Origin of the sequence: Faecalibaculum rodentium, from assembly GCF_001564455.1 — a bacterium.
Classification (GTDB): domain Bacteria; phylum Bacillota_I; class Bacilli_A; order Erysipelotrichales; family Erysipelotrichaceae; genus Faecalibaculum; species Faecalibaculum rodentium.
This window is the reverse complement of the sequence record NZ_CP011391.1, coordinates 1,174,243-1,198,379: the sequence shown is the minus strand read 5'-3', so window position 1 is coordinate 1,198,379 and position 24,137 is coordinate 1,174,243. Positions and strand designations below refer to the sequence as shown.

The following is a 24,137-nucleotide window of genomic DNA, read 5'->3' as shown; positions in this document are numbered from 1 at the left end:
TCTGTTTCCATTTCCATTTGTTTTGATATAATTTGGGTGACAGGAGGTACGTATATGGTCATCATCTACACGTCTCCTGGGTGCGCGAGCTGCCGTAAGGCGAAACAGTGGCTCAAAGATAACCACATTGAATTTGTCGAGAAGAATATTTTTTCAAGTGTTTTAAAAGAAAGTGAAATCAAGTATTTGTTATCGAGATGTGAGAACGGCACCGAAGATATCATTTCTGTTCGGTCGAAAGCTTTTCATTCTTTAAAGAAAGGGATTGATGATTATTCGACGAAGGAACTGGTTACTTTGATTCAGAAGAATCCGTCTATTCTGAAACGACCCATTCTTCTGAGTGAAAACAGTCTTGTTGTTGGCTATGACGATGACGAGATCACCACTATGACGCCTGTGGCCATGCGGAAATCTGCAGAAGAAACTGCATACCCGGGATCCATCACGGACATTCAGTCCAGAGAAGGCGACAGCCAGCCCTCTCTTCGATTCCATTCATTTTAAGGAAACAGCGGAGTAACAGCTCCGCTGTTTTTCTTTACGCCTTCATTGTACTCTTGCCGGCTTGCTGTGCATTCTGCCAGGCACAGGCGGGTGACAGCGTTGTGACAAATCTGTCTACACGGAACCGGGGTAGGCATATGACTTGCCATGTGCTATAATCTCAAGTATGTAACCGATTACATGGTTGCGAACAGAGTTCAGGGAGGAAACTTGATGGACAAGAAATATGTATATCTGTTCAACGAAGGCAACGCCGATATGCGTGAGCTGCTTGGAGGAAAGGGTGCAAACCTTGCTGAAATGAGCAGTCTGGGCATGCCGGTGCCCAATGGCTTCACCATTACAACAGAAGCCTGCAACAAATACTACGAAGACGGGGAACAGATCAGCGATGAGATCCGGGCTCAGATTGAAGAATACCTGGGCATGCTGGAAAAAGAAACCGGAAAGAAATTCGGCGACAGGGAAAACCCGCTGCTTGTTTCTGTACGATCCGGAGCCCGCGCTTCCATGCCGGGCATGATGGATACCATTTTGAATCTGGGCATCAATGATGTAGTGGCTGCCACCATCGCCGAAAAAACCGGCAATGAACGCTTTGCCTATGACAGCTACCGCCGGTTTATCCAGATGTTTGCCGATGTTGTCAAAGGCCTTTCCAAAAAGCGCTTTGAAGAAATCATTGACGAAGTAAAAGCCGAAAAGGGCAAAAAGGATGACCTGGAACTGGATGCAGAAGACATGAAGGAACTGGTTGCCCGGTTCAAGGAATTCTATCGTGCAGAACTGGGAGAAGATTTCCCGACAGACCCCAGAACCCAGATGATGGAAGCCATCGAAGCTGTGTTCCGTTCCTGGAACAACGAACGGGCGATCTACTACCGTCGCCAGAATGACATTCCATCCGACTGGGGTACAGCTGTCAATGTACAGATGATGGTTTTCGGCAATATGGGAGAAGACTGCGGCACAGGTGTGGCATTCACCCGGAACCCGGCCACCGGCGAAAACAAGCTCTATGGCGAGTTCCTTATGAACGCACAGGGTGAAGACGTTGTTGCCGGTGTTCGAACTCCACAGAAAATCGACCAGCTGAAAGAAGTATCTCCCACCGCCTATGAACAGTTCGTGGATATCTGCTCCAGACTGGAAAACCATTACAAGAACATGCAGGACATGGAGTTCACCATCGAAAACGGAAAGCTCTTCATGCTGCAGACAAGAAACGGCAAGCGGACGGCACAGGCAGCCCTGAAAGTTGCCTGCGATATGGTCGATGAAGGCCTGATCAATACAGATGAAGCCATTATGATGGTGGAGCCCCAGCAGCTGGATGCACTCCTGCACCCGATGTTCGATACTGCTGAACTGAAAGCAGCCACCCCCATCACGACCGCTCTTCCGGCATCTCCCGGGGCAGCAGCCGGTACAGTCGTGTTCTCGGCCGAGGAAGCCATTGAAGAAGCTGCGAAAGGCAGGCAGGTCATTCTCGTACGTCTGGAAACATCCCCGGAAGACATCCAGGGCATGGCTGCTGCACAGGGCATCCTGACAGTCCGCGGCGGCATGACAAGTCACGCAGCGGTCGTTGCACGTGGCATGGGTGCCTGCTGTGTTTCCGGAGCCGGCGACATCACCATTGATGAAGAGGCGGGAACATTCACCGTTGGCGGAAAGACCTACGGCAGGGAAGACTGGATTTCCCTGGATGGATCCACCGGAAACGTCTATGGAGAAAAAATCAGCACCGTACCGGCTGAAATCACAGGAGACTTCGAACGGTTCATGGAGTGGGCAGATGCACGCCGCCGCCTGAAAATCCGCACCAATGCCGATACACCGCGTGATGCGGCCCAGGCCGTTGAATTCGGTGCCGAAGGCATTGGCCTCGTACGTACAGAACACATGTTCTTCGACGGCGACAAGATCAAAGCCATCCGCGAAATGATCGTAGCCAAAAACGACGATCAGATGGAAGCCGCACTGGCGAAACTGGAACCGCTGCAGCAGGAAGACTTTGAAGGCATTTATGAAGCCATGGAAGGCCGTCCTGTGACCATTCGTTATCTCGATCCCCCTCTGCACGAATTCGTGCCCCACACACCTGAAGAAATCGCCGAACTTGCTGCAGAAATGAACATGGATGCAGAAGAGCTTCAGGCCGTTGTGGATTCCCTGCATGAAGTCAACCCGATGATGGGCCACCGCGGATCCCGCCTGGATGTTTCCAACCCGGGCATTGCCAGAATGCAGACAGAAGCCGTGATCCGGGCGGCCATCAACATCAACAGGAAACACCCTGACTGGAATGTCGTTCCTGAAATCATGCTTCCGCTGATCGGCGATTTGAAAGAACTGAAATATGTCAAGAAAATGGTGACAGATACAGCAGACAAGATCCTGGCAGAAGAAGGCGTGGATATGGATTACCACGTTGGAACCATGATTGAAGTTCCGCGTGCAGCCCTGAAAGCCGGAGAACTGGCAGAAGAGGCAGAATTCTTCTCCTTCGGCACCAATGACCTGACACAGCTGACTTTTGGGTTCTCCCGCGATGATGCAGGCAAATTCCTGCCTGAATACTACAGCGCCAAGATTTACGAAAACGATCCGTTTGCCAGACTGGATCAGACCGGAGTAGGCGAGCTGGTTGCCATCGCAGCAGAACGGGGTCGCAAGACCCGTCCGGATATCAAACTCGGCATCTGCGGTGAACATGGCGGAGATCCGGCTTCCATTGAATTCGTCGATGGACTCGGACTCAACTATGTATCCTGCTCTCCCTATCGTGTACCTATCGCACGACTGGCAGCGGCTCAGGCCACCATCAAGAACGAAAAGAAATAACCAGAAAAAGCCGGAGGGATCCGGCTTTTTCATGCTTTTTACCTTGCAAACAATCTTTTCTATGCTTTAATACCACTATGGAACTTAGAATACTGCGTTATTTCCTCGCTGTGGCAAGCGAAGAGAACATCTCCAGAGCCGCCAGACAGCTCCACATCACGCAGCCCACACTCTCCAGACAGCTGCATGACCTGGAAACCGAGCTGGGGGTTCAGCTGTTTGAACGCGGAACACGGCACATCACCCTGACCCCACAGGGACTTCTGTTCCGCCGCCGGGCCCGTGAGATCATTGAACTTTCGGACAAGGCAAGGCAGGAACTCATCTGCGGATGTGATGACATCAAGGGAACGGTCGCAATCGGTGCCGGGGAACTCCAGAGCGTCCTGCGGCTGGGTACATACATGAAGGAATTTCGTGACCTGCATCCGCAGGTTTCCTTTGAGCTCATCACCGCCACAGCCGATCAGATTCGTGCGCAGCTGGACCAGGGACTCCTGGATCTCGGCCTCATGATCGAACCACTCCCAGGCCAGAACTATGAAATGATCCGGTTTCTGGATACTGAAAACTATGCAGCTGTCATGCCTGCCAGTCATCCGCTGGCTGCCCGCATCTGTATCCGTCCGGAAGACCTTCGGCAGGTTCCTCTGATTCTTCCGTCCCGGCCGGAGGTGGAGAAAAACATCATCTCCTGGATGCAGGGAACCTATGAGGATTCTCAGAAAGTACTGACAACCAACCTCTCGTTCAATGGAATCCAGATGGTCAAGGCAGGACTTGGGGTATTCATCGGGGTTCCGGTCTCCATGAGCACTGAACTCCCGGAGTCACTGGAACTCCGTGCGCTGCAGCCGGCGCTGGCGAGTTTCTCGGATATCGTATGGAAACCCGATCTGCCGCTGAATCGCGCTGCAGAAGCATTCATCCGGTTTCTCAAAGAGAAAGGGGACTTATGAGTTCTCTGCTTGTCACTGCTTTGATCCTCGGGGCCGGACTTGCGATGGATGCCTTTTCTGTTTCACTCGCAGATGGTCTGAACGAACCCCATATGCCCGGAGCGCGAATGATATTCATCTCCGGGCTGTTTGGATTCTTCCAGTTTATCATGCCTCTTGCGGGATGGTTGTGCGTACATGCCATAGCCAGACTGTTTCAGGGCTTCCAGCCATTCATTCCGTGGATTTCCCTGATCCTGCTGGTCTGGATCGGGATAGACATGATCCGGGAATCAGGCAGTCGCCAGAAACCAGCCGTGACCATTTCAGCCCTGGCAATCCAGGGTATCGCCACCAGCATTGACGCTCTTTCTGTCGGATTTACCATATCCGCCTATTCCTGGTCAGAAGCCCTTCCATTCTGCCTGGTGATTGGAGTCGTCACCTGGATCATCTGTCTGGCCGGCCTATGGATCGGCAAGCGGTTTGGAGTCAGGCTTGCCCGGACGTCCGGACTGGCCGGCGGGGTACTGCTGATCTGCATCGGACTGGAAATATTCATCAGAGGTCTGTTCTGACAGAGAACCTGCATTCTGTGGATCCTGCTGCTTACCAGGCATCTTTTTCAGCCGGACTCCACTTGCACTCATTCTCTCTTCCGTGTATTTGCGTTCGCGGATCCTGCATTGCGGACTGAAGCAGACATTCAGTAGTCCTGAGACAAGCAGTCTGTATACAGCACCGGAAAACAAAGAAAAGCCGGAGATATAACTCGCCACTGCATGAAAGTCTCATGCAGCTGACAGTCATATCTCCGGCCTTTTTTCGCCTGTGGATGGCTGAGCGCTGTATCGCGGTTCAGGCTGAACCAGTCACTCGATATTGGTATAGCCCATCAGATACTCGTCAATCTGCCGCGCAGCCCTGGTCCCTTCGCTGATGGCCCATACAACCAGTGACTGACCGCGTCTGCAGTCACCGGCGGCAAAGATCTGCGGATCCGCTGTCTGATATCCATCCGTTGCGATGACATTCCGGCTGGTGGTCTCGAGTGCAAAGGTGTCCTTCAGATTACCTTCGATGCCGGTGAACCCTGCGGCAATGAGCAGAAGATCACAGGGTATCACCTGCTCGGATCCTTCCACGATTTGCATCCTGCCGTCAGTGAATGTGACTTTGGCAATACGGACCGCTTCGATCTGGCCATCCTCTCCGATGGCTTCCGTCACTGTGGTTTCAAACAGCCGCGGATCCCGTCCATACTGAGCGATGGCTTCCTGCTGGCCATAATCCGTTTTGGATACATTGGGCCATTCAGGCCAGGGATTGCCAGGCTGCCGCTGGTCGGGAAGCTTCGGCATCATTTCAATGGCCGTTACGGAACGGGCTCCCTGGCGGACAGCCGTGCCCACACAGTCGTTTCCGGTATCGCCGCCACCTACTATTACCACATCTTTGTTCCAGGCATCGATCCAGGGAGTGCCATCCAGCACCTGTCTCGTTGCACGCTCCAGGTACTCCACAGCGAAGTGGATGCCCGCAAGATCGCGGCCAGGTATCTGCAGATCCCGCGCCTGTCGGGAACCGCACGCCAGCAGAATGGCATCGAAGTCCTGTTTGAGATCCTCACGTGTCATGTCCCTGCCGGCCATGGCATTGAATACAAATCTGACACCTTCGGCTTCCATCTTGCGGATCCGCCGTTCGACCACTGACTTGTCCAGCTTCATGTTCGGAATGCCGTACATCAACAGACCTCCAGCCCGGTCTTTCTGCTCGAACACTGTCACTGAATGACCACGCTGATTGAGGATCTCGGCCGCAGCCAGACCGGCTGGTCCGGCCCCGACCACTGCCACCGACTTGCCGGAACGCACAGCCGGGGTGGACGGCTGCATCCAGCCGTTTTCCCAGGCTGTTTCAATGATGAACAGTTCATTGTCATGGACCGTCACCGGCTGTCCGTCAATTCCATTGATACAGGCTTTCTCACACAGAGCGGGGCAGACACGACCGGTGAATTCCGGAAACGGATTGGTCTTCAGCAGCCGGCTCAGAGCATGTCTGTCGTGGCGGTTGCAGATTTCATCGTTCCATTCCGGAATCAGATTGTGCAGTGGGCATCCTGTGACCCGGCCCTTCAGTTCGATCGCTGACTGACAGAAAGGAACACCACAGTTCATGCACCGCGCCGCCTGCTCCCGCCGCTCCGATTCCCGGAGCGCCATCTTGAATTCCTGAAAATCCAGAATCCGGTCCTGGCAGGGACGCCAGGGATTGTCTTCCCGTTTGTATTCGAGAAATCCGTTTGGTTTGCCCATCAGTGTTTCTCCTTTCCGCTGCCGGCATGAATGGCATCGAAGGCCATCAGCTCGGCTTCCTCTGCAGAATAGCCCTTGTCCTCGTATTCCTTCATCACCGCTTTGATCCTCCGATAGTCATTAGGGATGATTTTCTTGAAGTTTTTCAGGTTCCCCTCAAAATCCCCCAGGAGTTCCGCTGCCAGTTCACTGCCTGTTGCCGCGACATGCTGCATCAGAAGCCGCTGGAGAAGTTCCCGGTCGGTTTTGGATTCCACATCCTCCATGGACACCAGCTCCTGATTCAGGCGCCGGTACAGGGTATGGGAACGGTCCAGCACGAAAGCAGTGCCCCCTGACATGCCGGCTGCAAAGTTTTTTCCGGTCTTTCCCAGAATAACGGCTGTACCGCCTGTCATGTACTCCAGACCGTGATCGCCGCAGCCTTCCACGACTGCTTCGGCACCGGAGTTCCGGACACAGAAGCGCTCACCGGCTTTTCCGCGAATGAAGGCCTGGCCGGACGTTGCTCCATACAGGGCCACATTGCTGATGATGACATTGTCCTCCGGCACAAACCCGCAGTTATCCTCAGGCTTCACGATCAGTCTGCCCCCCGAGAGGCCCTTGCCGAAATAATCGTTGGCATCTCCGGTCAGCCGGAGTGTCAGCCCCTTTGGAATGAAGGCACCGAATGACTGACCTGCACCCCCGAAACACTCCACCACATAGGTATCATCCGCCAGGGTGTCACGGTAGCGGCGCGTGATCTCCGATCCGAGGATCGTGCCCACTGTCCGGTCCGTGCTGGTCACCTGAATCATCTCCCTGTGTACAGCGGGCTTCTTCTTCATATATGGACGGAACTTTGGCAGCAGCACATCCACATCCACGGTCTTCTCAAGCTCGAAGTCGAAGGCCTCAGAGGGTACAGCATGCTCATGACACGGCTGGCCGATGATCCCGTTCAGCTCCAGTCCACTGTTATCGCTATCCCTGACTTTCAGGCATTCACTGTGGCCGACCATGTCCTCCACAGTCCGGAACCCGAGTTCCGCCATGACTTCCCGGAGATTTTCTGCCATGAACAGCATGAAGTTCATCACATACTCGGGCTTGCCCCGGAACCGCTTCCGCAGTTCCTGATTCTGTGTCGCAATGCCGAAGGGACAGGTGTCGAGGTTGCACACACGCATCATCCGGCAGCCCATGGTTACCAGGGGAGCCGTGGCGAACCCGAATTCCTCTGCCCCGAGCAGGGCGGCTATTGCAATGTCCCGTCCGCTCATCAGCTTCCCGTCTGTTTCCAGGATCACACGGGACCTAAGGCCATTGGCCGACAGCGTATGATGGGTCTCCGCCAGACCCAGTTCCCAGGGCAGACCGGCATTGTGAATGGAACTCTGGGGTGCTGCACCTGTCCCGCCGTCATGCCCGGAGATCAGAATGACTCTGGCGCCGGCTTTCGCCACGCCGCTGGCAATGGTCCCGACACCGTTTTCCGATACCAGTTTTACGGAGATCCTGGCCTCCCGGTTGGCGTTTTTCAGGTCGTAAATCAGCTGGGCCAGATCCTCGATGGAGTAAATGTCGTGATGGGGCGGGGGAGAGATGAGGGTCACACCTGGTGTGGAATACCGGGTTTTGGCGATCCAGGGATACACTTTTTTGCCCGGAAGGTGACCGCCTTCGCCGGGCTTGGCACCCTGCGCCATTTTGATCTGGATCTCCTGTGCCGACACCAGGTATTCACTCGTCACGCCAAAGCGGCCGGATGCCACCTGCTTGATGGCGGAATTACGCTCCGTACCATACCGTTCCGGCATTTCACCGCCTTCACCGGAGTTGGATTTACCGCCCAGACGGTTCATCGCAATGGCCATGCACTCGTGGGCTTCGCGGGAAATCGAACCATAGGACATGGCACCGGTCTTGAACCGCTTCACGATCTCGGATGCCGGCTCCACTTCCTCCAAAGCCACAGGCTCTCTGTCATACACGAAATCCAGACGGGCTCGCAGGTTGTGCGGCCTGGCAGGATCGTTCACCCGCTCGGTATACGCCTTGAAGGTTTCATAGTCACCTTTCTGTGTGGCCTCCTGCAACAGCACGATGGTCTTGGGATCATAGAGATGATCCTCCTTGCCGTCTCCGCTCCTGAGCTTGTGAATGCCGACAGAATCCAGGGATGTGTCCAGCCCGAGCCCCAGGGGATCAAAGGCATGATCGTGATGATACGTCAGATCGGCCTCCATTTCCTCCAGACCGATCCCGCCGACACGGCTTACTGTGTTGGTGAAATACTGATCGATCACATCCTGCCGGATGCCCGCCGCTTCAAATATCTGTGCTCCCTGATAGGACTGCAGGGTGCTGATGCCCATCTTGGCAGCCGTTTTCACGATTCCATGCAGAATCGCCTCATTGTAGTCCGCAATGGCTTTGGACGGTTCCTTGTCCAGGATATCCAGATCGATCAGTTCCTCGATGCATTCATGCGCCAGATAGGGATAGACGGCTGTGGCACCGTATCCAAGCAGGCAGGCAAATTCATGCACGGTCCTGGGTTCTCCGGATTCCACGATGATGGACACATCCGTCTTTTTCTTTGTCCGCACCAGGTGCTGTTCCAGGGCCGACACAGCAAGCAGGGAAGGAATCGCCATGCGGGATTCATCAATGCCGCGGTCCGAGAGAATCAGGACATTGGCTCCGTTGCGGTAGGCACGGTCGCACTGGAGATACAGCTGGTCAATGGCGTCCTTCAGCGGCATGCCCCGATAAAACAGCAGGGAAATGGTCTCCACATGAAATCCCGGTTTGTCCAGGCTGCGGATCTTGTCCATATCCCGGCCATCCAGAATCGGATTGCCGACTTCCAGGACCGTGCAGTTTTCCCCGGTTTCCTGCAGAAGGTTGCCGTCCGAACCGATGTAGACAGTGGTATCGGTCACGATGCTCTCCCGAAGGGAATCGATTGGCGGATTCGTCACCTGGGCAAAGAGCTGCTTGAAGTACCGGAACAGAGATGGATGAAGCCTGGACAGGACCGCCAGCGGCACATCTGTCCCCATGGAGGCGGTGGGTTCCGACCCGGTACGGGCCATGGGAAGGATCTGGTCCTGCATGTCTTCCTGCGTGTAGCCGAACACCTTGTACAGCTTGTCACGCTGCTCCTGTGTGTGCATGCGCGGTTTCCGGTCCGGGGCAGGAAGATCCTGCAGGTGAACCAGATTCAGGTTCAGCCATTCACCGTAGGGATTCCGGCCGGCATAGTCGGCCTTGAGTTCCTCATCCGGCACGATCCGCTGCTGCTTTGTGTCGATCACCAGCATCTTGCCGGGTTCCAGCCTCGATTTTTCCACAATGTGCGCCGGATCCAGGTCAAGGACACCAACCTCTGAAGAGAGAATGAACGTTCCGTCGTCTGTGATGTAGTATCGGGCGGGGCGCAGGCCATTGCGGTCCAGCACAGCCCCGGCAATGTCTCCATCGGAGAACAGGATCGCAGCCGGTCCGTCCCAGGGTTCCATCATCGTGGCGTAATAGTGATAGAAATCCTTGCGGGATTCCTCCATCTGGACGTGTTTCCACGGTTCGGGGATGGTGATCATGACGGCCTTGGCCAGATCCATGCCGTTCATCATCAGGAATTCCAGCGTGTTGTCCAGCATGGCCGAATCGGATCCGTCGATGGAGATCACCGGCAGGATCTTGGAGTATTCTTCCTCCATGAGCGCGGAATTCATGCTTTCCTCCCGCGCAAGCATGCGGTTGGCATTGCCGCGGATGGTGTTGATCTCGCCATTGTGGCAGATGATCCGGTTGGGATGTGCCCGCTGCCAGGAGGGCGTGGTGTTGGTCGAGAACCGGCTGTGCACCAGCGCAATCGCCGATTTATAGTCTTCATCCTGCAGGTCGGGGTAGAACCGGCGCAGCTGATCAACCAGGAACATGCCCTTGTAGACGATCGTGCGGCTGGACAGAGACACCACGTACGTGCCAGGGCAGCTTTTTTCGAATTCCCGGCGGATCACATACAGCTTTCTGTCAAAATCCTGTCCCGCTGCCACATCCGCCGGTTTCCGGACAAATCCCTGCCAGATCGCCGGCATGCAGGCACGGGCCGGTTCACCCAGGATCTCCGGGTGCATCGGCACCTGGCGCCATCCCAGGAACCGGCAGCCTTCTTTCGTGCAGATGGTCTCGAACAGCTTCATCGCCTGGTTCCGTGCCAGCTCATCCTCGGGGAAGAAGAACTGACCGATGCCATAGTCCTGTTCCCGGCCAATGGAAATGCCCGCCTGCGCGCACACTTTTTCAAAAAACGGATGACTGATCTGGACGAGGATTCCCACACCGTCTCCGACCTGCCCCGTGGCATCCTTGCCTGCCCGGTGCTCCAGTTTCTCCACGATATGCAGTGCCTGGTCCACCACTTCATGTGTCGGGGTTCCGTCAATGCGCACAACGGCTCCGATGCCGCAGGCGTCTTTTTCCATATTGCTGAAATTCAGTCTGTTTTCATGATTCATGCCTGTCCCTCTCCCGTTTCCATATATTGCTTTCCTGCTGCAGTCTGTGTGCAGCCCGGAACTTGCGGTCTTCTATTCACCGCTGGCTCCGTAGTTTGCCAGGTACCTGGCACTGGGGTCACTGACCTGGCAGCCGTCCCATTCCCGGTTGGGCATCCAGAAATCCTTCACCATCCTGGACTGCCCGGGGTAGTATTTCTCAAACAGCTCACGGTACAGCAGAGATTCCTTCGTGAACGGCTGTGCATGGGTGTATTGTTTTCGTCTGGCTTCGAATTCTTCATCTGTATAGGTTTCTTCCGCCAGAGCCTTGAGGTCATCTGCCATGGAGTGGCCCACCGCATCGGAGAATGCTGCCTTTTCCCGCATCAGCAGGTCTTCCGGCAGGTAGTCTGTGTCCATGAATGCCCGCCGCAGCAGATACTTACCCTTGTTGTATGTGTTCATCTTGATGGCCGGATCCAGGTGCATCACATAATCTGCAAAGTCCAGATCGCCGAAGGGAACCCTGGCTTCCATGGAATGGACAGAGATACAGCGGTCCGCCCGAAGTACATCATACATGTGCAGTTCATGCACACGTTTGGCAGCTTCATCCTGGAATGCCTGTGCATCCGGGGCATAATCTGTATATTTGTAGCCGAAGAGCTCGTCGCTGATTTCCCCGGTCAGCAGGACGCGGATATCTGTGGTTTCCCGGATCGCCCTGCAGATCAGGTACATGCCGATGGATGCCCGGATCGTGGTGATGTCATAGGTCGCAAGCGTTCTGATCACAGGCTCCAGCGCATCCAGCACATCCTGTTTCGTCATGATGATTTCTGTGTGGTCGGTCCCGATCCAGTCGGCTGCCTGCCGGGCATACTTGAGATCGATCGCATCGGTATCCATGCCTATCGCAAACGTCCGGATCGGTTTGTCGGACAGTTTCTGACCAATGGCACATACCAGGCTGGAATCCAGACCGCCGGAGAGCAGATACCCCAGAGGAGCGTCGGAGTCCAGCCGCTTCCGGACACCTTCCACCAGGCGTTTCCGGATGCCTTCTGCAGCGGCTGTGACATCATCCGCAAGATGATCCTGCACGTCTGACAGATCCCGGTAGCAGTGGAATTCTCCATCCACATAATAATGACCGGGCGGGAAGGGGAGGATCTCCTGAACCAGCCCTGTCAGGTTTTTGGGTTCGCTTGCAAACAACGGCCGGCCATCCGCAGCAAGACCATAGTACAGCGGTCGGATGCCGAAGGGATCCCTGGCGGCGACGATCCTGCCATCGGCAGTGAGCAGGATGCACGCATATTCCGCATCCAGCATGACAAACATGTCTGTGCCGTATTCTTCAAACATCGGCAGCAGGATCTCGCAGTCGGAGTCCGACGCGAAGGTGTATCCCTTTTCTTCCAGCTGATTCTTCAAGGAGCGGAAACCGTAAATCTCTCCATTGCACACCGCCATGGCGCCATTCAGTTCAAAGGGCTGCATTCCCTCGGGAGTGAGGCCCATGATGGCCAGGCGCTGAAATCCCAGGATCCCGGCGTCATTGGCGATGATCCGCATGTCATCGGGTCCGCGGGAAATAGTGGCTTGCAGAGCCTGTTCCAGGTCCTGTCGGGTGAATAGAGAACTTTGGGTTCCGATTACTGTACACATGTTTGATTCCTCCTTGAAAAATCAGCCGACAGCCGGGGGACTGTCGGTTGACTTGTGTTCATCAGATGATGCCGAACAGCAGTTTTCCGTATGTCGGGAACGGCCAGACGGTATCCGATACAATGGTTTCCAGCTTGTCGCAGGGTGCACGCAGGGCATCCATGGCCGGAATCAGCGCATCCCGTACATAGAAGGCTTTCTCTTCAAATCCCTCCATGGCATGCATCTCGGCAATGGCAGCATCCAGGGCTTCCAGTGCCTGGTAGGCTTCTGCCAGAAGCACGCTGGCTGTTTCCAGTGTCGCCGCTTCGTAGGTCACGGGGATCTGATCCGAAACGCTGGTCTTGGCCAGGATGGTTTCGGAGAGCCCGCCTGTGAACGCGGACACTGCCGGCAGGATTTCCTTTTTCGCCATATCGGACATGGTCTGTGCTTCGATGTTCAGGGTCTTGACGTATTCATCCATCATGATCTCGTAACGGGACAGGGTCTCGTCACGGCTCAGGACGTGCTGGCGCTCCAGCAGTTCCACATTTTTGTCAAGAATGGAATAGGGCAGGGCGTCCGGTGTGGTCTTCAGGTTCAGCAGCCCGCGGGATTCAGCCTCTTCGATCCAGGCATCATCATAGCCATTGCCGTTGAAGATGATCCGTTTGTGCTCATGGATCGTGTCCTTGACCAGGTCATGCACTGCATCGTAGAGATCATCTGCACCTTCCAGAGCATCCGCGAATTCTTCCAGCACATCCGCCACCGCTGCATTCAGCATGATGTTGGGGCTGGAAACCGAGAGGTTGGAACCCGGCATGCGGAATTCGAACTTGTTGCCGGTGAAGGCAAAGGGACTGGTCCGGTTGCGGTCTGTGGAATCTTTGGGGAATTTCGGCAGCACGCTGGCGCCGATCTTCATCAGTTCCTTGTCGTGTCCGCCATAGGGAGATTCCGACTCAAGGGCATCAATGACTTCCGCCAGTTCCTCACCAAGGAAGATGGAGATGATGGCAGGAGGTGCCTCGTTGGCTCCCAGGCGGTGATCGTTGCCTGCCGTGGCCACAGACAGCCTGAGCAGATCCTGGTGCTCATCCACGGCTTTGATGACTGCAGCCAGGAACAGAAGGAACTGTGCATTTTCATACGGGGTGTCGCCGGGTTCCAGGAGGTTCACGCCGGTATCTGTCGACAGGGACCAGTTGTTGTGCTTGCCGGAGCCGTTGATGCCTTCAAAGGGCTTTTCGTGGAGCAGGGCCACCAGACCGTGCTTCTTTGCGACCCGCTGGATGATTTCCATGGTCAGCTGGTTGTGGTCCACGGCCATGTTCGTGGTGGTGAATACCGGTGCCAGTTCGAACTGTGCCGGCGCCACTTCGTTGTGCTCGGTCTTTGCCAGGATGCCCAGCTTCCAGAGCTCCTGGTTCAGGTCGTTCATGAACGCCTGCACGCGGCTTTTGATCGTGCCGAAATAGTGGTCTTCCATCTCCTGGCCTTTGGGAGTCGGCGCACCGAACAGCGTGCGGCCGGTATACTGCAGGTCCTTGCGCTGGCTGTAGTACTCCTTGTCAATCAGGAAGTATTCCTGTTCCGGTCCGACGGTCGTGTTGACGGTCTTGACATCCTCATTGCCAAACAGCTTCAGGACCCGCATGGCCTGTTTGTTGATGGCTTCCATGGAGCGCAGCAGCGGCGTTTTCTTGTCCAGTGCATGGCCGGAATACGAGCAGAAAGCCGTCGGGATGCACAGCACACCGTTTTTGATGAATGCCGGGCTGGTGGGATCCCACGCTGTATAGCCCCTGGCTTCAAATGTGGCCCGCAGACCGCCGGAGGGGAAACTCGATGCATCAGGTTCGCCCTTGATCAGTTCCTTTCCGGAAAAAGACATGACGATTTTTCCATTGCCGTCCGGGTTGATGAAGCCGTCGTGTTTCTCTGCTGTGACTCCGGTCATGGGCTGGAACCAGTGTGTATAGTGAGTGGCGCCTTTTTCCAGAGCCCAGCTTTTCATGGCATGAGCCACTGCGTTGGCAATCTTGATGTTCAGAGGCTTGCCTTCCTGGGTGGTTTTCTGGAGTTCACGGAACGTATCCTTCGGAAGACGTTCACGCATGGTCTCTTCGTCAAAGACGTTCTGGCCGAAGATTTCGGTTACCTGATCCATAATGTTTCTCCTTCTTGTCTGTAAAAAAAACGGCAATGGGACACTCCTCCCTTGAGGGGAGAAACGACGCCTTTGCCGCTTTCACAACTTTGATTATACCGGCAGTGAAAACACTGTCAACCGAAAATGTAAAATATTTCAGAGATTTTCCCGATTCATTTTCATTGTCCGATATGATATATGACAATATTTACATCGGCTGCCAGGTACCCCTCCGGGTTCTTTAAACAACCTGCAAACCGGCTGCCGATGCCTGTGGTACGATAGACAAGTCAGAAATAAACGGAAAGAGAGATTTGTCTATGTATTCTGTGGAAGATGTCATGACCTTCGTATCACAGGAAGACGTCCGGTTCATCCGGCTTACGTTCTTCGATATATTCGGGCGTCAGAAAAACATATCCATTCTGCCCGACCAGCTCGAGCGTGCCTTTGGGAAAGGAATCGCGGTGGATGCCTGTGCGGTTCCGGGATTTGAAAACGAGATCCATGGAGACCTGTATCTGAAACCGGATCCATCCACCTTTACCATCCTGCCATGGCGCAGTGTGGACGGATCGGTGGTGCTCATGATCTGCTCCCTTGTGTATCCCGACGGAACGCCCTTTGAAAAGGACCTGCGCATGCGGCTGAAGGAAGCCGTGCAGGATGCCTGTGCACTGGGGATCAGCCTGCGCATGTCGACAGAATTCGAGTTTTACCTGTTCCGGAACGACGAAAAAGGCAATCCCACCAGTATACCGCTGGATACAGGCGGCTACCTGGATGTCTCTCCGCTGGATCACGGAGAAAACATCCGGCGGGAGATCTGCTTCACCCTCGAGGAAATGGGCATGCAGCCCCAGGCCAGTTATCATCAGTGCGGACCAGGGCAGAACGAAGTCGATTTCCACGCTTCTGCGCCCTGCCGGGCAGCCGATGAGGCGAGCCTGTTCAAATGGGTTGTCCGTACTGTCGCCAGCACCAATGGACTGCGGGCGGATTTCACGCCGCGTCCGCTGCCGGATGAACCGGGAAACGGGCTGCATGTGAATATGCAGGTGGAATCGGCTGATTTTCTGAATCCCATTGATGAAGAAGAGGCTTTCCGCCATTTCATGGCGGGGATCCTGGCACATATCCGGGAGATCGCCCTGTTCACCAACCCGACACCCGAATCCTACCTCCGTCTGGGACGCAGAAAAGCCCCGGCGTGCATCAGCTGGAGCAATGTCAACCGCAGCCTGCTGGTGCGGGTCCCGAGCGATCACGTCAACCGGCTGGAACTGCGCAATCCTGACTGCAAGACCAATCCCTACCTGGTGTTCATGCTGCTGATCCAGGCCGGACTGGATGGTATCCGCCGTACACTGCCGCTGCCGGAACCCTGCGACATGGATCTCTCGGGGCTCCAGGACCGCTGCATTGCCAGTCTTCCGGCGAGCATGGAAGAAAGCATCCGCCTGGCCAGGGAAAGCGAGTTTGTGGCGCGCTTCGTCCCGCAGTCTGTGCTGGAAGGATATGCCGCAAGGGAGCATGCATGAAGCCGCTGATTCTGGCAGCGGACGGTCAGCAGGATCACGAAGGGCTGCTGCGGGAACTGTTCCCGTCGGCGAAGTATGAACCCTGCATCATTGTTCCTTCGGCCTCAGCCGCCAGACAGCTGCTGCCCACAAGGCGTTTTTCCATGGTGGTGATCTTTACACCTCTGGCGGATGAATACGGGATCCGGTCCGCCATGGAAATCGCTGCTTCCTTTGATATTGATGTGCTGCTGTTCGTGCCGGCAGACAAGTTTGACCAGGCGGCTTATACTGTCCGGGAGACTTCCGTGTTTGTCCTGAGTATGCCGGTGAACCGGCAGGCGGCCTGGCAGGCCGTGGCTGTGGTGGAAAAAGCCAGGCTCAAGATCAGGCAGGTGGAGCGGCAGCTGGCCAGAACCAGAGACAAGTACAAGGAACTGCAGGTGGTTTCCCGGTGCAAGCTGCTGCTCATGGAAAACTACCAATGGACCGAGGAAAAGGCGCACCGTTACATTGAAAAAACCGCCATGGACCATTCCACCACCAAGGTGCTGGTGGCCCGGATCCTGCTGGACAAGATGCAGGCCAGAGCCTGAGAGTGCAGGCCGCACATGGGATGAAGACGTATCGGGAAGGGAAGTCGGAAAGGCAGAAGGAGAGACCATGCACAAATCCAAAGTGAGAACCAATGCCATGCGGATGCTGGACAGAGCAAAAATCCCTTATGAAGCGGTGGAGTATGTCCACGGATCAAACGATCCCGTCGACGGGATGTCTGTGGCAGCGGGGCTCGGAGAAGATCCGGCATCAGTGTTCAAGACACTGGTCACACAGTCCGGGAACAGTCATTTCGTGTTTCTGGTGCCGGTTGCTGAAGAGCTCGACCTGAAAAGATGCGCCCGGGCAGCCGGGGTGAAGCATCTGGAGATGCTGCCGCTCAAAGAGCTCACCAGTGTCACGGGCTATGTCAGGGGAGGCTGTTCTCCCATCGGCATGAAGAAGAAATTTCGGACCTTTGCCGATTCATCTCTGGCCGGTCGGGAAGAGGTCTATGTGTCCGGAGGACAGATCGGGCTGCAGCTGAAAATGAAGCCTGCCGATCTGCTCAGGGCTGTGGAAATCACACTGGCAGACATTGCCAGACAGGGGGAATGACAATGTGGTATGACGAGTCCGTAATTTATCAGATTTATCCGCTGGGTGCCTTCGGGGCTCCCTTTGAAAACGATCACGTACAGGCACACCGCATCCTGAAGGCAAAGGAGTATATCCCGCATCTTCAGAAACTCGGGGCCAATACCGTTCTGTTCAATCCGCTGTTCCAGTCTGTGACCCATGGGTACAACACAACAGATATGCGGAAAGTGGATGAACGGCTGGGAACTACCGAAGACCTCCAGGAAGTGACAGAGGCACTGAAAGAAGCCGGCATCCGGGTGATCTTTGATGCAGTCTTCAACCATGTGGGCCGGGAGTTTTTTGCCTTCCAGGATGTCCTGAAGAACCGGGAAGCCAGTCCATACAAACACTGGTTTCACATCGATTTCGGCGGCAATTCCTCCTTTAATGACGGGTTCTGGTACAAAAACTGGGAAGGCTATGACGAGCTGGTGAGTCTGAACCTGAAGAATCCGGAGGTCGTACGCTATATTTTCGACACAGTGGACTGGTGGAAAAAGACATTCGGGATCTCAGGGCTGCGGCTGGACGTTGCCTATTGCCTGGACCAGGATTTCCTGCGTCAGCTCCATGATCATGTCCGCTCCTTTGAAGGAGAGCCCTTTTTCCTGCTGGGAGAAACGCTGCATGGAGACTACAACACCTGGGTCAATGAGGCGATGCTTGACTCCTGCACCAATTATGAGTGCTACAAGGGCATCCACTCGAGCTTCAATTCCAGAAACTTCTTTGAAATCCTCTATTCCTTCAACCGCCAGTTCGGCAAGGATCCCTGGTGTCTGTATACCGGAAAGCATCTGCTGGCATTCGTGGACAACCACGATGTAAACCGCATCGCAAGTGTGCTGGAGAAAAAAGAGCAGCTCCCGCTGGTCTACGGTATGCTGTTCACCATGCCTGGCATTCCTGCCATTTATTATGGAAGCGAGAGTGGCGTGGAAGGCGTCAAGAACGAAAACGACACAGCCATCCGGCCCGAAATAGAGACCCTGGAATGGAATGATCTGACGGACCGGATTGCCAGGCTCATTGAGATCCGCAAAGCAGAACCGGCTCTGTCCTATGGCGACTACACGCAGATCGCTCTGACCAACACAGCCTGTGTCTATCAGCGAAGTCACGAAGGAGACACGATCTGGTATGCAGTCAACATCGATGAGGCCCCCGTGACACTGCAAGTCGGCCGTCAGGCAGATGCCGCAGATCTGCTGACAGGAGAAAACATTTGCATCGACCAGACACTGGAACTGGCGCCCGGCAGCATGAAGATCCTGAAGCTGCAGTGACAGTCCGGTCTCTGTACAGACTCAGACAATACAAAGAACGCCGGAAAACGGTCCGCCATCCCTGGATGCACGGTCTGTTTTCCGGCGTTTTGCATCATTCGTTCCTGCAGCCTGGCGGTCTACAGCAGTCTGGTGACCGTGACTGTGGACCAGTGAGGCAGCTGGCATGGTATACGCCAGGTCTCTGTCAGCTGCGGGAGTTCCTGCTCGCCGCTGTCATATCTATCGGTGGCGGCAAATACACAATGGTCTCCATCCATCAGCTGGATCAGGACTTCTCCGTAGAGATACGCGCCGCTTCGGCTGTCGGGAGTGACTGTATAGGTGACCCGATCCTGGTCATATGTGTCAATGCGGACGGTTTCCTGGCTGTACACTTTCTTCTGCCACAGTGACAGCAGTTCTTCCCGGGCGACAGTATGATCGTCGGACAGCCAGGTGTATTCTTCCAGTGGCTGTTCCCACTGGTATTCTGTATCGAGTCCGATCTGCAGGGTCACGGCTGCCTCCGGGGTCATGTCCGGCAGCAGCGTGGATATGGACCAGCTTCGGGTCCCATACGGAACTGCGGGAACCGGCTGCCAGTCTTCCATGGTCATGCCGTCTTCTTCCCAGACATACCGGAGCATGGAGCCCTGCACGCTGATCAGGGGGTCTTTGGTAGCGATCCGCGTGGTGCAGATGAGCGTGGTGTGGTCCCAGACCATATCAGTGGCCTCAATGGACAGCAGCGAAGTGGCCGATTCTTCCAGGAAGTCACGGCTGTAACTCTGTGGTCCGTCATCGTCATCGCGGTGAAATCCTGTCACCAGGATCATGGCCAGCACCATGGACAGAATCAGCCCGGCCATAAACACTTTTCTCGGTTTTTCGTTTCGGTTCATGGACTCATGATACCAGAGACTGTAAAGCGGCTGGACTGGTTTTACGGAAATTTCAGATACCCTCCTTTCATCCCGCCTATAATAGAATCAGAACAGACAAAGAGGTGCACACAATCATGAAACAGAATCCCTGGCGTCAGCGGCTCCTGCTGCTGAGTGCCATACTCATAGTCTTTGGTTTTCTCACCATGCCCCTCGGACTCCTGGGGCTGATTTTCGGACTGTACTGCCTGTGGTACGGTCTGCAGCTGAAACCGGAATCCACGAGCCGGCCGGAACGGGCCAGACCGCGGCAGACCATGAGCAGACCACAGTCAATGTCATCCACAGGTGTCCGGCCTCCGCTGCCGGAAGACAGGATCGCCGAATACCGCAGCCGGATCCGGGAACTGGAGTCGCTGGAACATCAGGCAGACAGGCGTCTGGCGGGCATGACAGAATACCTGAACCAGCTGTTTGCCGACAGCCAGATCACGAAAGACCGGTATCTGGGCATCGTCCGGAAAGCGGAGGACATCACGGATGTCAATCTCAAAAAGGCACGCACAGCCCTGGCCATGTTTGCAGACGGGCCTGTCACTCCGCAGCGCCTGGAGATCCTGGACGGGTATGTCCAGAGTTCCAGGGAAATGCTGGCAAAAATCGATGGGGTAGTGACCGAACTCATGCGCGCTGAACAGTCGGATCAACTCAGAAATACACAGCACATCGAAGAAGCGATGAATGAGCTGAAGGAAACAGCCAGGTACTATGCACAGTCCTGAACGGCATACGGGCTGGAATTGTCGGGTGAAGGAGATGAATTGTCCCATCTGTTACAGTATTATTTAAGGGAAGAAGGGAGATTTCCATGACAGATATTCGCAGGGAAATCACATTTGCCGAACTTCCCGATCCTGTGCAGCAGACTGCGCTGCAATGGATCAGAAGCAGACTGCGGTCCGTTCCATGGACCAACCGGCATGTCACCACCTATGGGCTGCTGGATTCCATAGACCGGGATACGGGGATAGCCATTTCCGCCACTCAGCTCAATCAGGCCCTTGTTCAGTCCGGCTTCCGGGCCTTGCAGACAGATTCTGTCCGCGATCCGGCTCAGCTGGCCTGGAACTGGAACATCAGCATCCGTTCACCGTATTTCAGCATCCCTCGACGCTGACAAATGGACAGCGTGATCAGCGTCTCCTGCCGGGAGGCGCTTTTTCAGTTCCATTTGCCACCTGGATGCTGCAAGGATATCAGTTCTCGGCAGCAGGGATGAGTGTCCCTGCCGTCACAGGATTGAAAAAGGACCCCATGGGGTCCTGACAATCGTCTGTAATAAGACAATCAGTCGTTTTTCTCGTTGGCCAGGGCGTTCTGAACGGCCTCCAGCATCGGCTGAACGTTGATGTCCACGTTCTTCAGCATCTCTTCGTCTGCCACCCGTCCGTTTTCATCCGTCTTGATGTTCTCCACACCATTTTCCTTGATGTAGTTCTCCAGATAGTCAACCTGGTCCTGGTACTCTGTGCCAATGGCTGTATCCTGTGCAGTGGGATCTGCCATGTCTTCCAGCTGCGTGATGGCATTTCCATCCTGGTCAATGGTCTCGATGATCACATCGGCAATCTTGTCGCCCTGTTTGATGACAGTCGCCCTGGCAGTCTGTCCTGTATCGCCATAGGCAGCTTCGCCTTCCAGCTTCGTTTCAGCTGCGGCATCACCCTGGTCTACAGTTTCATCGACTTTGTCGACATCCTCCTGCGCTGTGGAAGAACAGCCGGCAAGGAGAAGAAGTGCAGCTGCTGCTGCGGCAAATGTTTTTTTCATGGGAATCAGTGCCTCCTTTATCTTCATTGTAGACCCGGAGACCCAAATCACAATTCAGGTGCCTGCCCGGCTCAGTCCTGTGACCTGATTCGGCGGAAAAACAGAAAAAAACCCGGAAATCCGGGTATTTTCACTGACTACTTCGCTTCAGCTTCCTTGACTGCATCCACCATGGTCTTGATGGAAATCGTGCAGCCGGACTTCAGGTCTTCGTTTTCAGCCTTGCCATCGTCCGTCATCTTGATGGAGTCAACGCCGTTTTCCAGGATGTAGTTTTCCAGGAATTCAACCTGCTCGTACCATTCCTTTTCGATGGTGCTGGCAGCCTTCATGCCATAATCGTCGCCCAGATCCTTCTTGGACAGACCTTCTTCATCGATCACATCAATGGAAACGGCGGTTACTTTGTCGCCTTCCTTGGTCACTTCCGCTTTGGTTGTAGCCCCATCCTGCTCGATCTCGGCGGATGTGGTCTTTGCATCGGCTGTAGCCGGCGCATCGGATGCTGCTGCACCTTCTTCATCCACACCAGTGTTGGCATTGCCGCAGCCAGCCAGCATGACCAGCGCAAGAGCACCTAAGAAAAACTTCTTGTTCATGATAATTTGCCTCCAAATACGTAAAGCATTGCTTTCAATGCACGTACATTATAAGGGAGAAAAGGTTGTATCACAGTTACTATGACCATTGATTTGTCATTTTACTGCGGCATTTTCGTGCTTTCGTGTGATGGAAGCCTTTACAAGGCCCTTGAACAGAGGATGGGCCCGGTTTGGCCTGGACAGAAACTCGGGATGATACTGCACCCCGACATAAAAGGGGTGATCCGTAAGTTCCACTGCCTCCACCAGCGTCTTGTCCGGGCTTGTGCCGCTGATCAGCATACCCGCATTCTCGAACTCCGAGCGGTAGATGTTGTTGAACTCATATCGGTGCCGGTGACGTTCGTCCACCAGTTCACGGCCATAGCATTCATGCAGCCTGGTTCCGGGGCGGACGGAACAGGGATAGGCGCCCAGCCGCATCGTTCCGCCCTTGCGGATCTCGTTTTTCTGGTCTTCCATGAAATCAATCACTGTATGCCGGCTGGCCGGATCGAATTCATAACTGTTGGCATCTTCATACCCCAGTACATGTCTGGCAAAGCTGATCGCCGCGATCTGCATGCCCAGGCAGATCCCGAGGTAGGGAATCCGCTTCTGTCTTGCGTAGTTGGCGACCCGGATCATGCCTTCGATACCGCGGCCGCCGAATCCGCCCGGAAGAATGATGCCGTCCACATTGCCGAATACCTCATCCAGATCCGCAGTCTCCAGCTCTTCGCTGTCCACCCAGTCGATCTCCACCCGGGCTTCATTGGCGAATCCGGCATGGGACAAAGCCTCGGCCACGGAGAGGTAGGCATCGTGCAGCTGCACGTATTTTCCCACCAGTGCGATCCGCACTGTATCCTGCGGGTGATGAATGGTGTCCACCAGTTCCCGCCATTCTTCCAGATCCGGCTGCCGCGGTTCGAGCCCCAGCTTCGAGCAGACCAGATCGGCAAGATGCTGTTCTTCCAGCATGAGCGGCACTTCATACAGGGATTCCAGCGTCCGGTTCTGAATCACGCTCTGGGGGCTGACGTTGCAGAACAGCGAAATCTTGTTGAGCACGGACTGCGGGATCTCTTCATCGCAGCGGGCAATGATGATGTCGGGATTGATTCCGTGAGACTGCAGGTCCTTGACGGAATGCTGTGTGGGCTTGGATTTGTATTCATTGGAACCAGACAGATAGGGAATATAGGTCACATGCATGAATACGCAGTTTTCACGCCCCACTTCCAGGGGGACCTGCCGGATGCTTTCCAGAAACGGCAGACTCTCGATGTCACCCGTGGTGCCGCCGATTTCCGTGATGACGAAATCTGCCTGCGCATGGCGCCCTGCCTGTATGACGAAATTCTTGATTTCATCCGTCACATGCGGGATCACCTGTACGGTTTCTCCCAGATATTTTCCGTCCCGTTCCTTGTTGATGACATTCCAGTACACCCGCCCGGTGGTCAGGTTCGAATACGTATGGAGGTTCTCGTCGATGAAGCGCTCATAATGACCCAGATCCAGATCGGCTTCCAGTCCGTCATCTGTCACAAACACTTCCCCATGCTGATAGGGTGACATGGTTCCCGGATCCACGTTGATGTAGGGATCCAGTTTCTGGCTGGTCACTTTATAGCCGCGGCTTTTCAGCAGCCTGCCCAGACTGGCGGCGCTGATGCCCTTGCCAAGACCGGAGACAACGCCTCCGGTCACAAATATATATTTTGTCGTCATGCTGTCCTCCTGACAGACCAATTCTATAGGCCGCGGGCTGTCAAGTCAAAAGACAGAAGGCGAAATGAAAACGCGCTTTCATGAGAACTGGATGAAAGCGGATACCAGAGCAGGGGATTTCTTTCTGACAAGGCAGAAGCCTGGAACCCTGGCCTGGGGCAGCAGAGCGGTCCAGTCGGGTCACTGCGGCAGATTGCCGGGCATCAGACAGAACTCCTGTC

At 54.9% G+C, this 24,137-nt stretch carries 18 protein-coding genes; 10 read left to right on the top strand and 8 right to left on the bottom strand.

What is annotated here, in order from left to right:
- The first annotated feature begins 54 nt into the window (after positions 1 to 54).
- The 4 genes from aalo17_RS05860 to aalo17_RS05845 all read left to right on the top strand — a co-directional run bounded on the left by aalo17_RS05860 (position 55) and on the right by aalo17_RS05845 (position 4,870).
- Positions 55 to 507, top strand: a complete 453-nt coding sequence (locus tag aalo17_RS05860) for a Spx/MgsR family RNA polymerase-binding regulatory protein (RefSeq protein WP_082743269.1) — start codon at positions 55 to 57, stop codon at positions 505 to 507.
- Between the two features lie 213 nt (positions 508 to 720).
- Positions 721 to 3,354 carry a pyruvate, phosphate dikinase gene (gene ppdK, locus aalo17_RS05855; RefSeq protein ID WP_067556822.1) on the top strand — a complete coding sequence of 878 codons (2,634 nt, stop codon included), beginning with the start codon at positions 721 to 723 and terminating at the stop codon, positions 3,352 to 3,354.
- Between the two features lie 77 nt (positions 3,355 to 3,431).
- Complete coding sequence (locus aalo17_RS05850) at positions 3,432 to 4,313, top strand: LysR family transcriptional regulator (RefSeq protein ID WP_082743268.1); 882 nt, start codon at positions 3,432 to 3,434, stop codon at positions 4,311 to 4,313.
- On the top strand, positions 4,310 to 4,870 hold the full coding sequence (locus aalo17_RS05845) for a manganese efflux pump MntP (RefSeq protein WP_067556816.1): 561 nt from the start codon (positions 4,310 to 4,312) through the stop codon (positions 4,868 to 4,870). Before aalo17_RS05850 ends, aalo17_RS05845 begins: the two co-directional genes overlap by 4 nt.
- A 294-nt stretch (positions 4,871 to 5,164) precedes the next feature.
- On the opposite strand, the gene aalo17_RS05840 is transcribed toward aalo17_RS05845, so the two are convergent.
- The 4 genes from aalo17_RS05840 to aalo17_RS05825 all read right to left on the bottom strand — a co-directional run bounded on the left by aalo17_RS05840 (position 5,165) and on the right by aalo17_RS05825 (position 14,935).
- Positions 5,165 to 6,613, bottom strand: a complete 1,449-nt coding sequence (locus tag aalo17_RS05840; RefSeq protein ID WP_067556814.1) for a glutamate synthase subunit beta — start codon at positions 6,611 to 6,613, stop codon at positions 5,165 to 5,167.
- Positions 6,613 to 11,127, bottom strand: coding sequence for a glutamate synthase large subunit (gene gltB / locus aalo17_RS05835; protein WP_067556811.1), 4,515 nt, complete (start codon positions 11,125 to 11,127; stop codon positions 6,613 to 6,615). The genes aalo17_RS05840 and gltB overlap by 1 nt, the downstream gene beginning before the upstream one ends.
- A 72-nt stretch (positions 11,128 to 11,199) precedes the next feature.
- Positions 11,200 to 12,780, bottom strand: coding sequence for an asparagine synthase B (asnB, locus tag aalo17_RS05830; protein ID WP_067556810.1), 1,581 nt, complete (start codon positions 12,778 to 12,780; stop codon positions 11,200 to 11,202).
- Between the two features lie 61 nt (positions 12,781 to 12,841).
- A complete protein-coding gene (locus aalo17_RS05825) occupies positions 12,842 to 14,935 on the bottom strand; it encodes a glutamine synthetase III family protein (protein ID WP_067556807.1) in 2,094 nt (697 codons plus the stop codon).
- Positions 14,936 to 15,237: 302 nt separating this feature from the next.
- Between aalo17_RS05825 and aalo17_RS05820 the strand changes: the two genes are divergently transcribed.
- From aalo17_RS05820 to aalo17_RS05805, 4 genes are all read left to right on the top strand, one after another.
- Entirely contained in the window at positions 15,238 to 16,458 is a 1,221-nt protein-coding gene (locus aalo17_RS05820; protein WP_067556804.1) for a glutamine synthetase family protein, read from the top strand.
- Positions 16,455 to 17,033 (top strand): ANTAR domain-containing response regulator, encoded by a 579-nt coding sequence (locus aalo17_RS05815; RefSeq protein ID WP_067556801.1) that lies wholly within the window; start codon positions 16,455 to 16,457, stop codon positions 17,031 to 17,033. Before aalo17_RS05820 ends, aalo17_RS05815 begins: the two co-directional genes overlap by 4 nt.
- Positions 17,034 to 17,100: 67 nt before the next feature.
- Positions 17,101 to 17,592 carry a Cys-tRNA(Pro) deacylase gene (gene ybaK / locus aalo17_RS05810; protein ID WP_067556798.1) on the top strand — a complete coding sequence of 164 codons (492 nt, stop codon included), beginning with the start codon at positions 17,101 to 17,103 and terminating at the stop codon, positions 17,590 to 17,592.
- A gap of 2 nt (positions 17,593 to 17,594) precedes the next feature.
- Positions 17,595 to 18,902 (top strand): alpha-amylase family glycosyl hydrolase, encoded by a 1,308-nt coding sequence (locus aalo17_RS05805; protein ID WP_067556795.1) that lies wholly within the window; start codon positions 17,595 to 17,597, stop codon positions 18,900 to 18,902.
- Positions 18,903 to 19,021: 119 nt separating this feature from the next.
- Here aalo17_RS05805 and aalo17_RS05800 read toward each other — a convergent pair whose 3' ends face one another.
- Positions 19,022 to 19,786 (bottom strand): hypothetical protein, encoded by a 765-nt coding sequence (locus aalo17_RS05800; RefSeq protein WP_067556792.1) that lies wholly within the window; start codon positions 19,784 to 19,786, stop codon positions 19,022 to 19,024.
- A gap of 116 nt (positions 19,787 to 19,902) precedes the next feature.
- On the opposite strand from aalo17_RS05800, the gene aalo17_RS05795 reads away from it, so the two are divergent.
- Both aalo17_RS05795 and aalo17_RS05790 read left to right on the top strand, forming a co-directional pair.
- Positions 19,903 to 20,550, top strand: a complete 648-nt coding sequence (locus aalo17_RS05795) for a hypothetical protein (RefSeq protein ID WP_067556789.1) — start codon at positions 19,903 to 19,905, stop codon at positions 20,548 to 20,550.
- A gap of 86 nt (positions 20,551 to 20,636) precedes the next feature.
- On the top strand, positions 20,637 to 20,945 hold the full coding sequence (locus aalo17_RS05790) for a hypothetical protein (RefSeq protein ID WP_067556786.1): 309 nt from the start codon (positions 20,637 to 20,639) through the stop codon (positions 20,943 to 20,945).
- 170 nt (positions 20,946 to 21,115) lie between these two features.
- Here aalo17_RS05790 and aalo17_RS05785 read toward each other — a convergent pair whose 3' ends face one another.
- The 3 genes from aalo17_RS05785 to aalo17_RS05775 form a co-directional block, all read right to left on the bottom strand.
- Positions 21,116 to 21,598 (bottom strand): hypothetical protein, encoded by a 483-nt coding sequence (locus tag aalo17_RS05785; RefSeq protein WP_067556781.1) that lies wholly within the window; start codon positions 21,596 to 21,598, stop codon positions 21,116 to 21,118.
- A 137-nt stretch (positions 21,599 to 21,735) separates the two neighbouring features.
- Positions 21,736 to 22,197 carry a hypothetical protein gene (locus aalo17_RS05780; RefSeq protein WP_067556772.1) on the bottom strand — a complete coding sequence of 154 codons (462 nt, stop codon included), beginning with the start codon at positions 22,195 to 22,197 and terminating at the stop codon, positions 21,736 to 21,738.
- A gap of 96 nt (positions 22,198 to 22,293) precedes the next feature.
- A complete protein-coding gene (locus tag aalo17_RS05775) occupies positions 22,294 to 23,916 on the bottom strand; it encodes a CTP synthase (protein ID WP_067556769.1) in 1,623 nt (540 codons plus the stop codon).
- Positions 23,917 to 24,137: the final 221 nt, after the last annotated feature.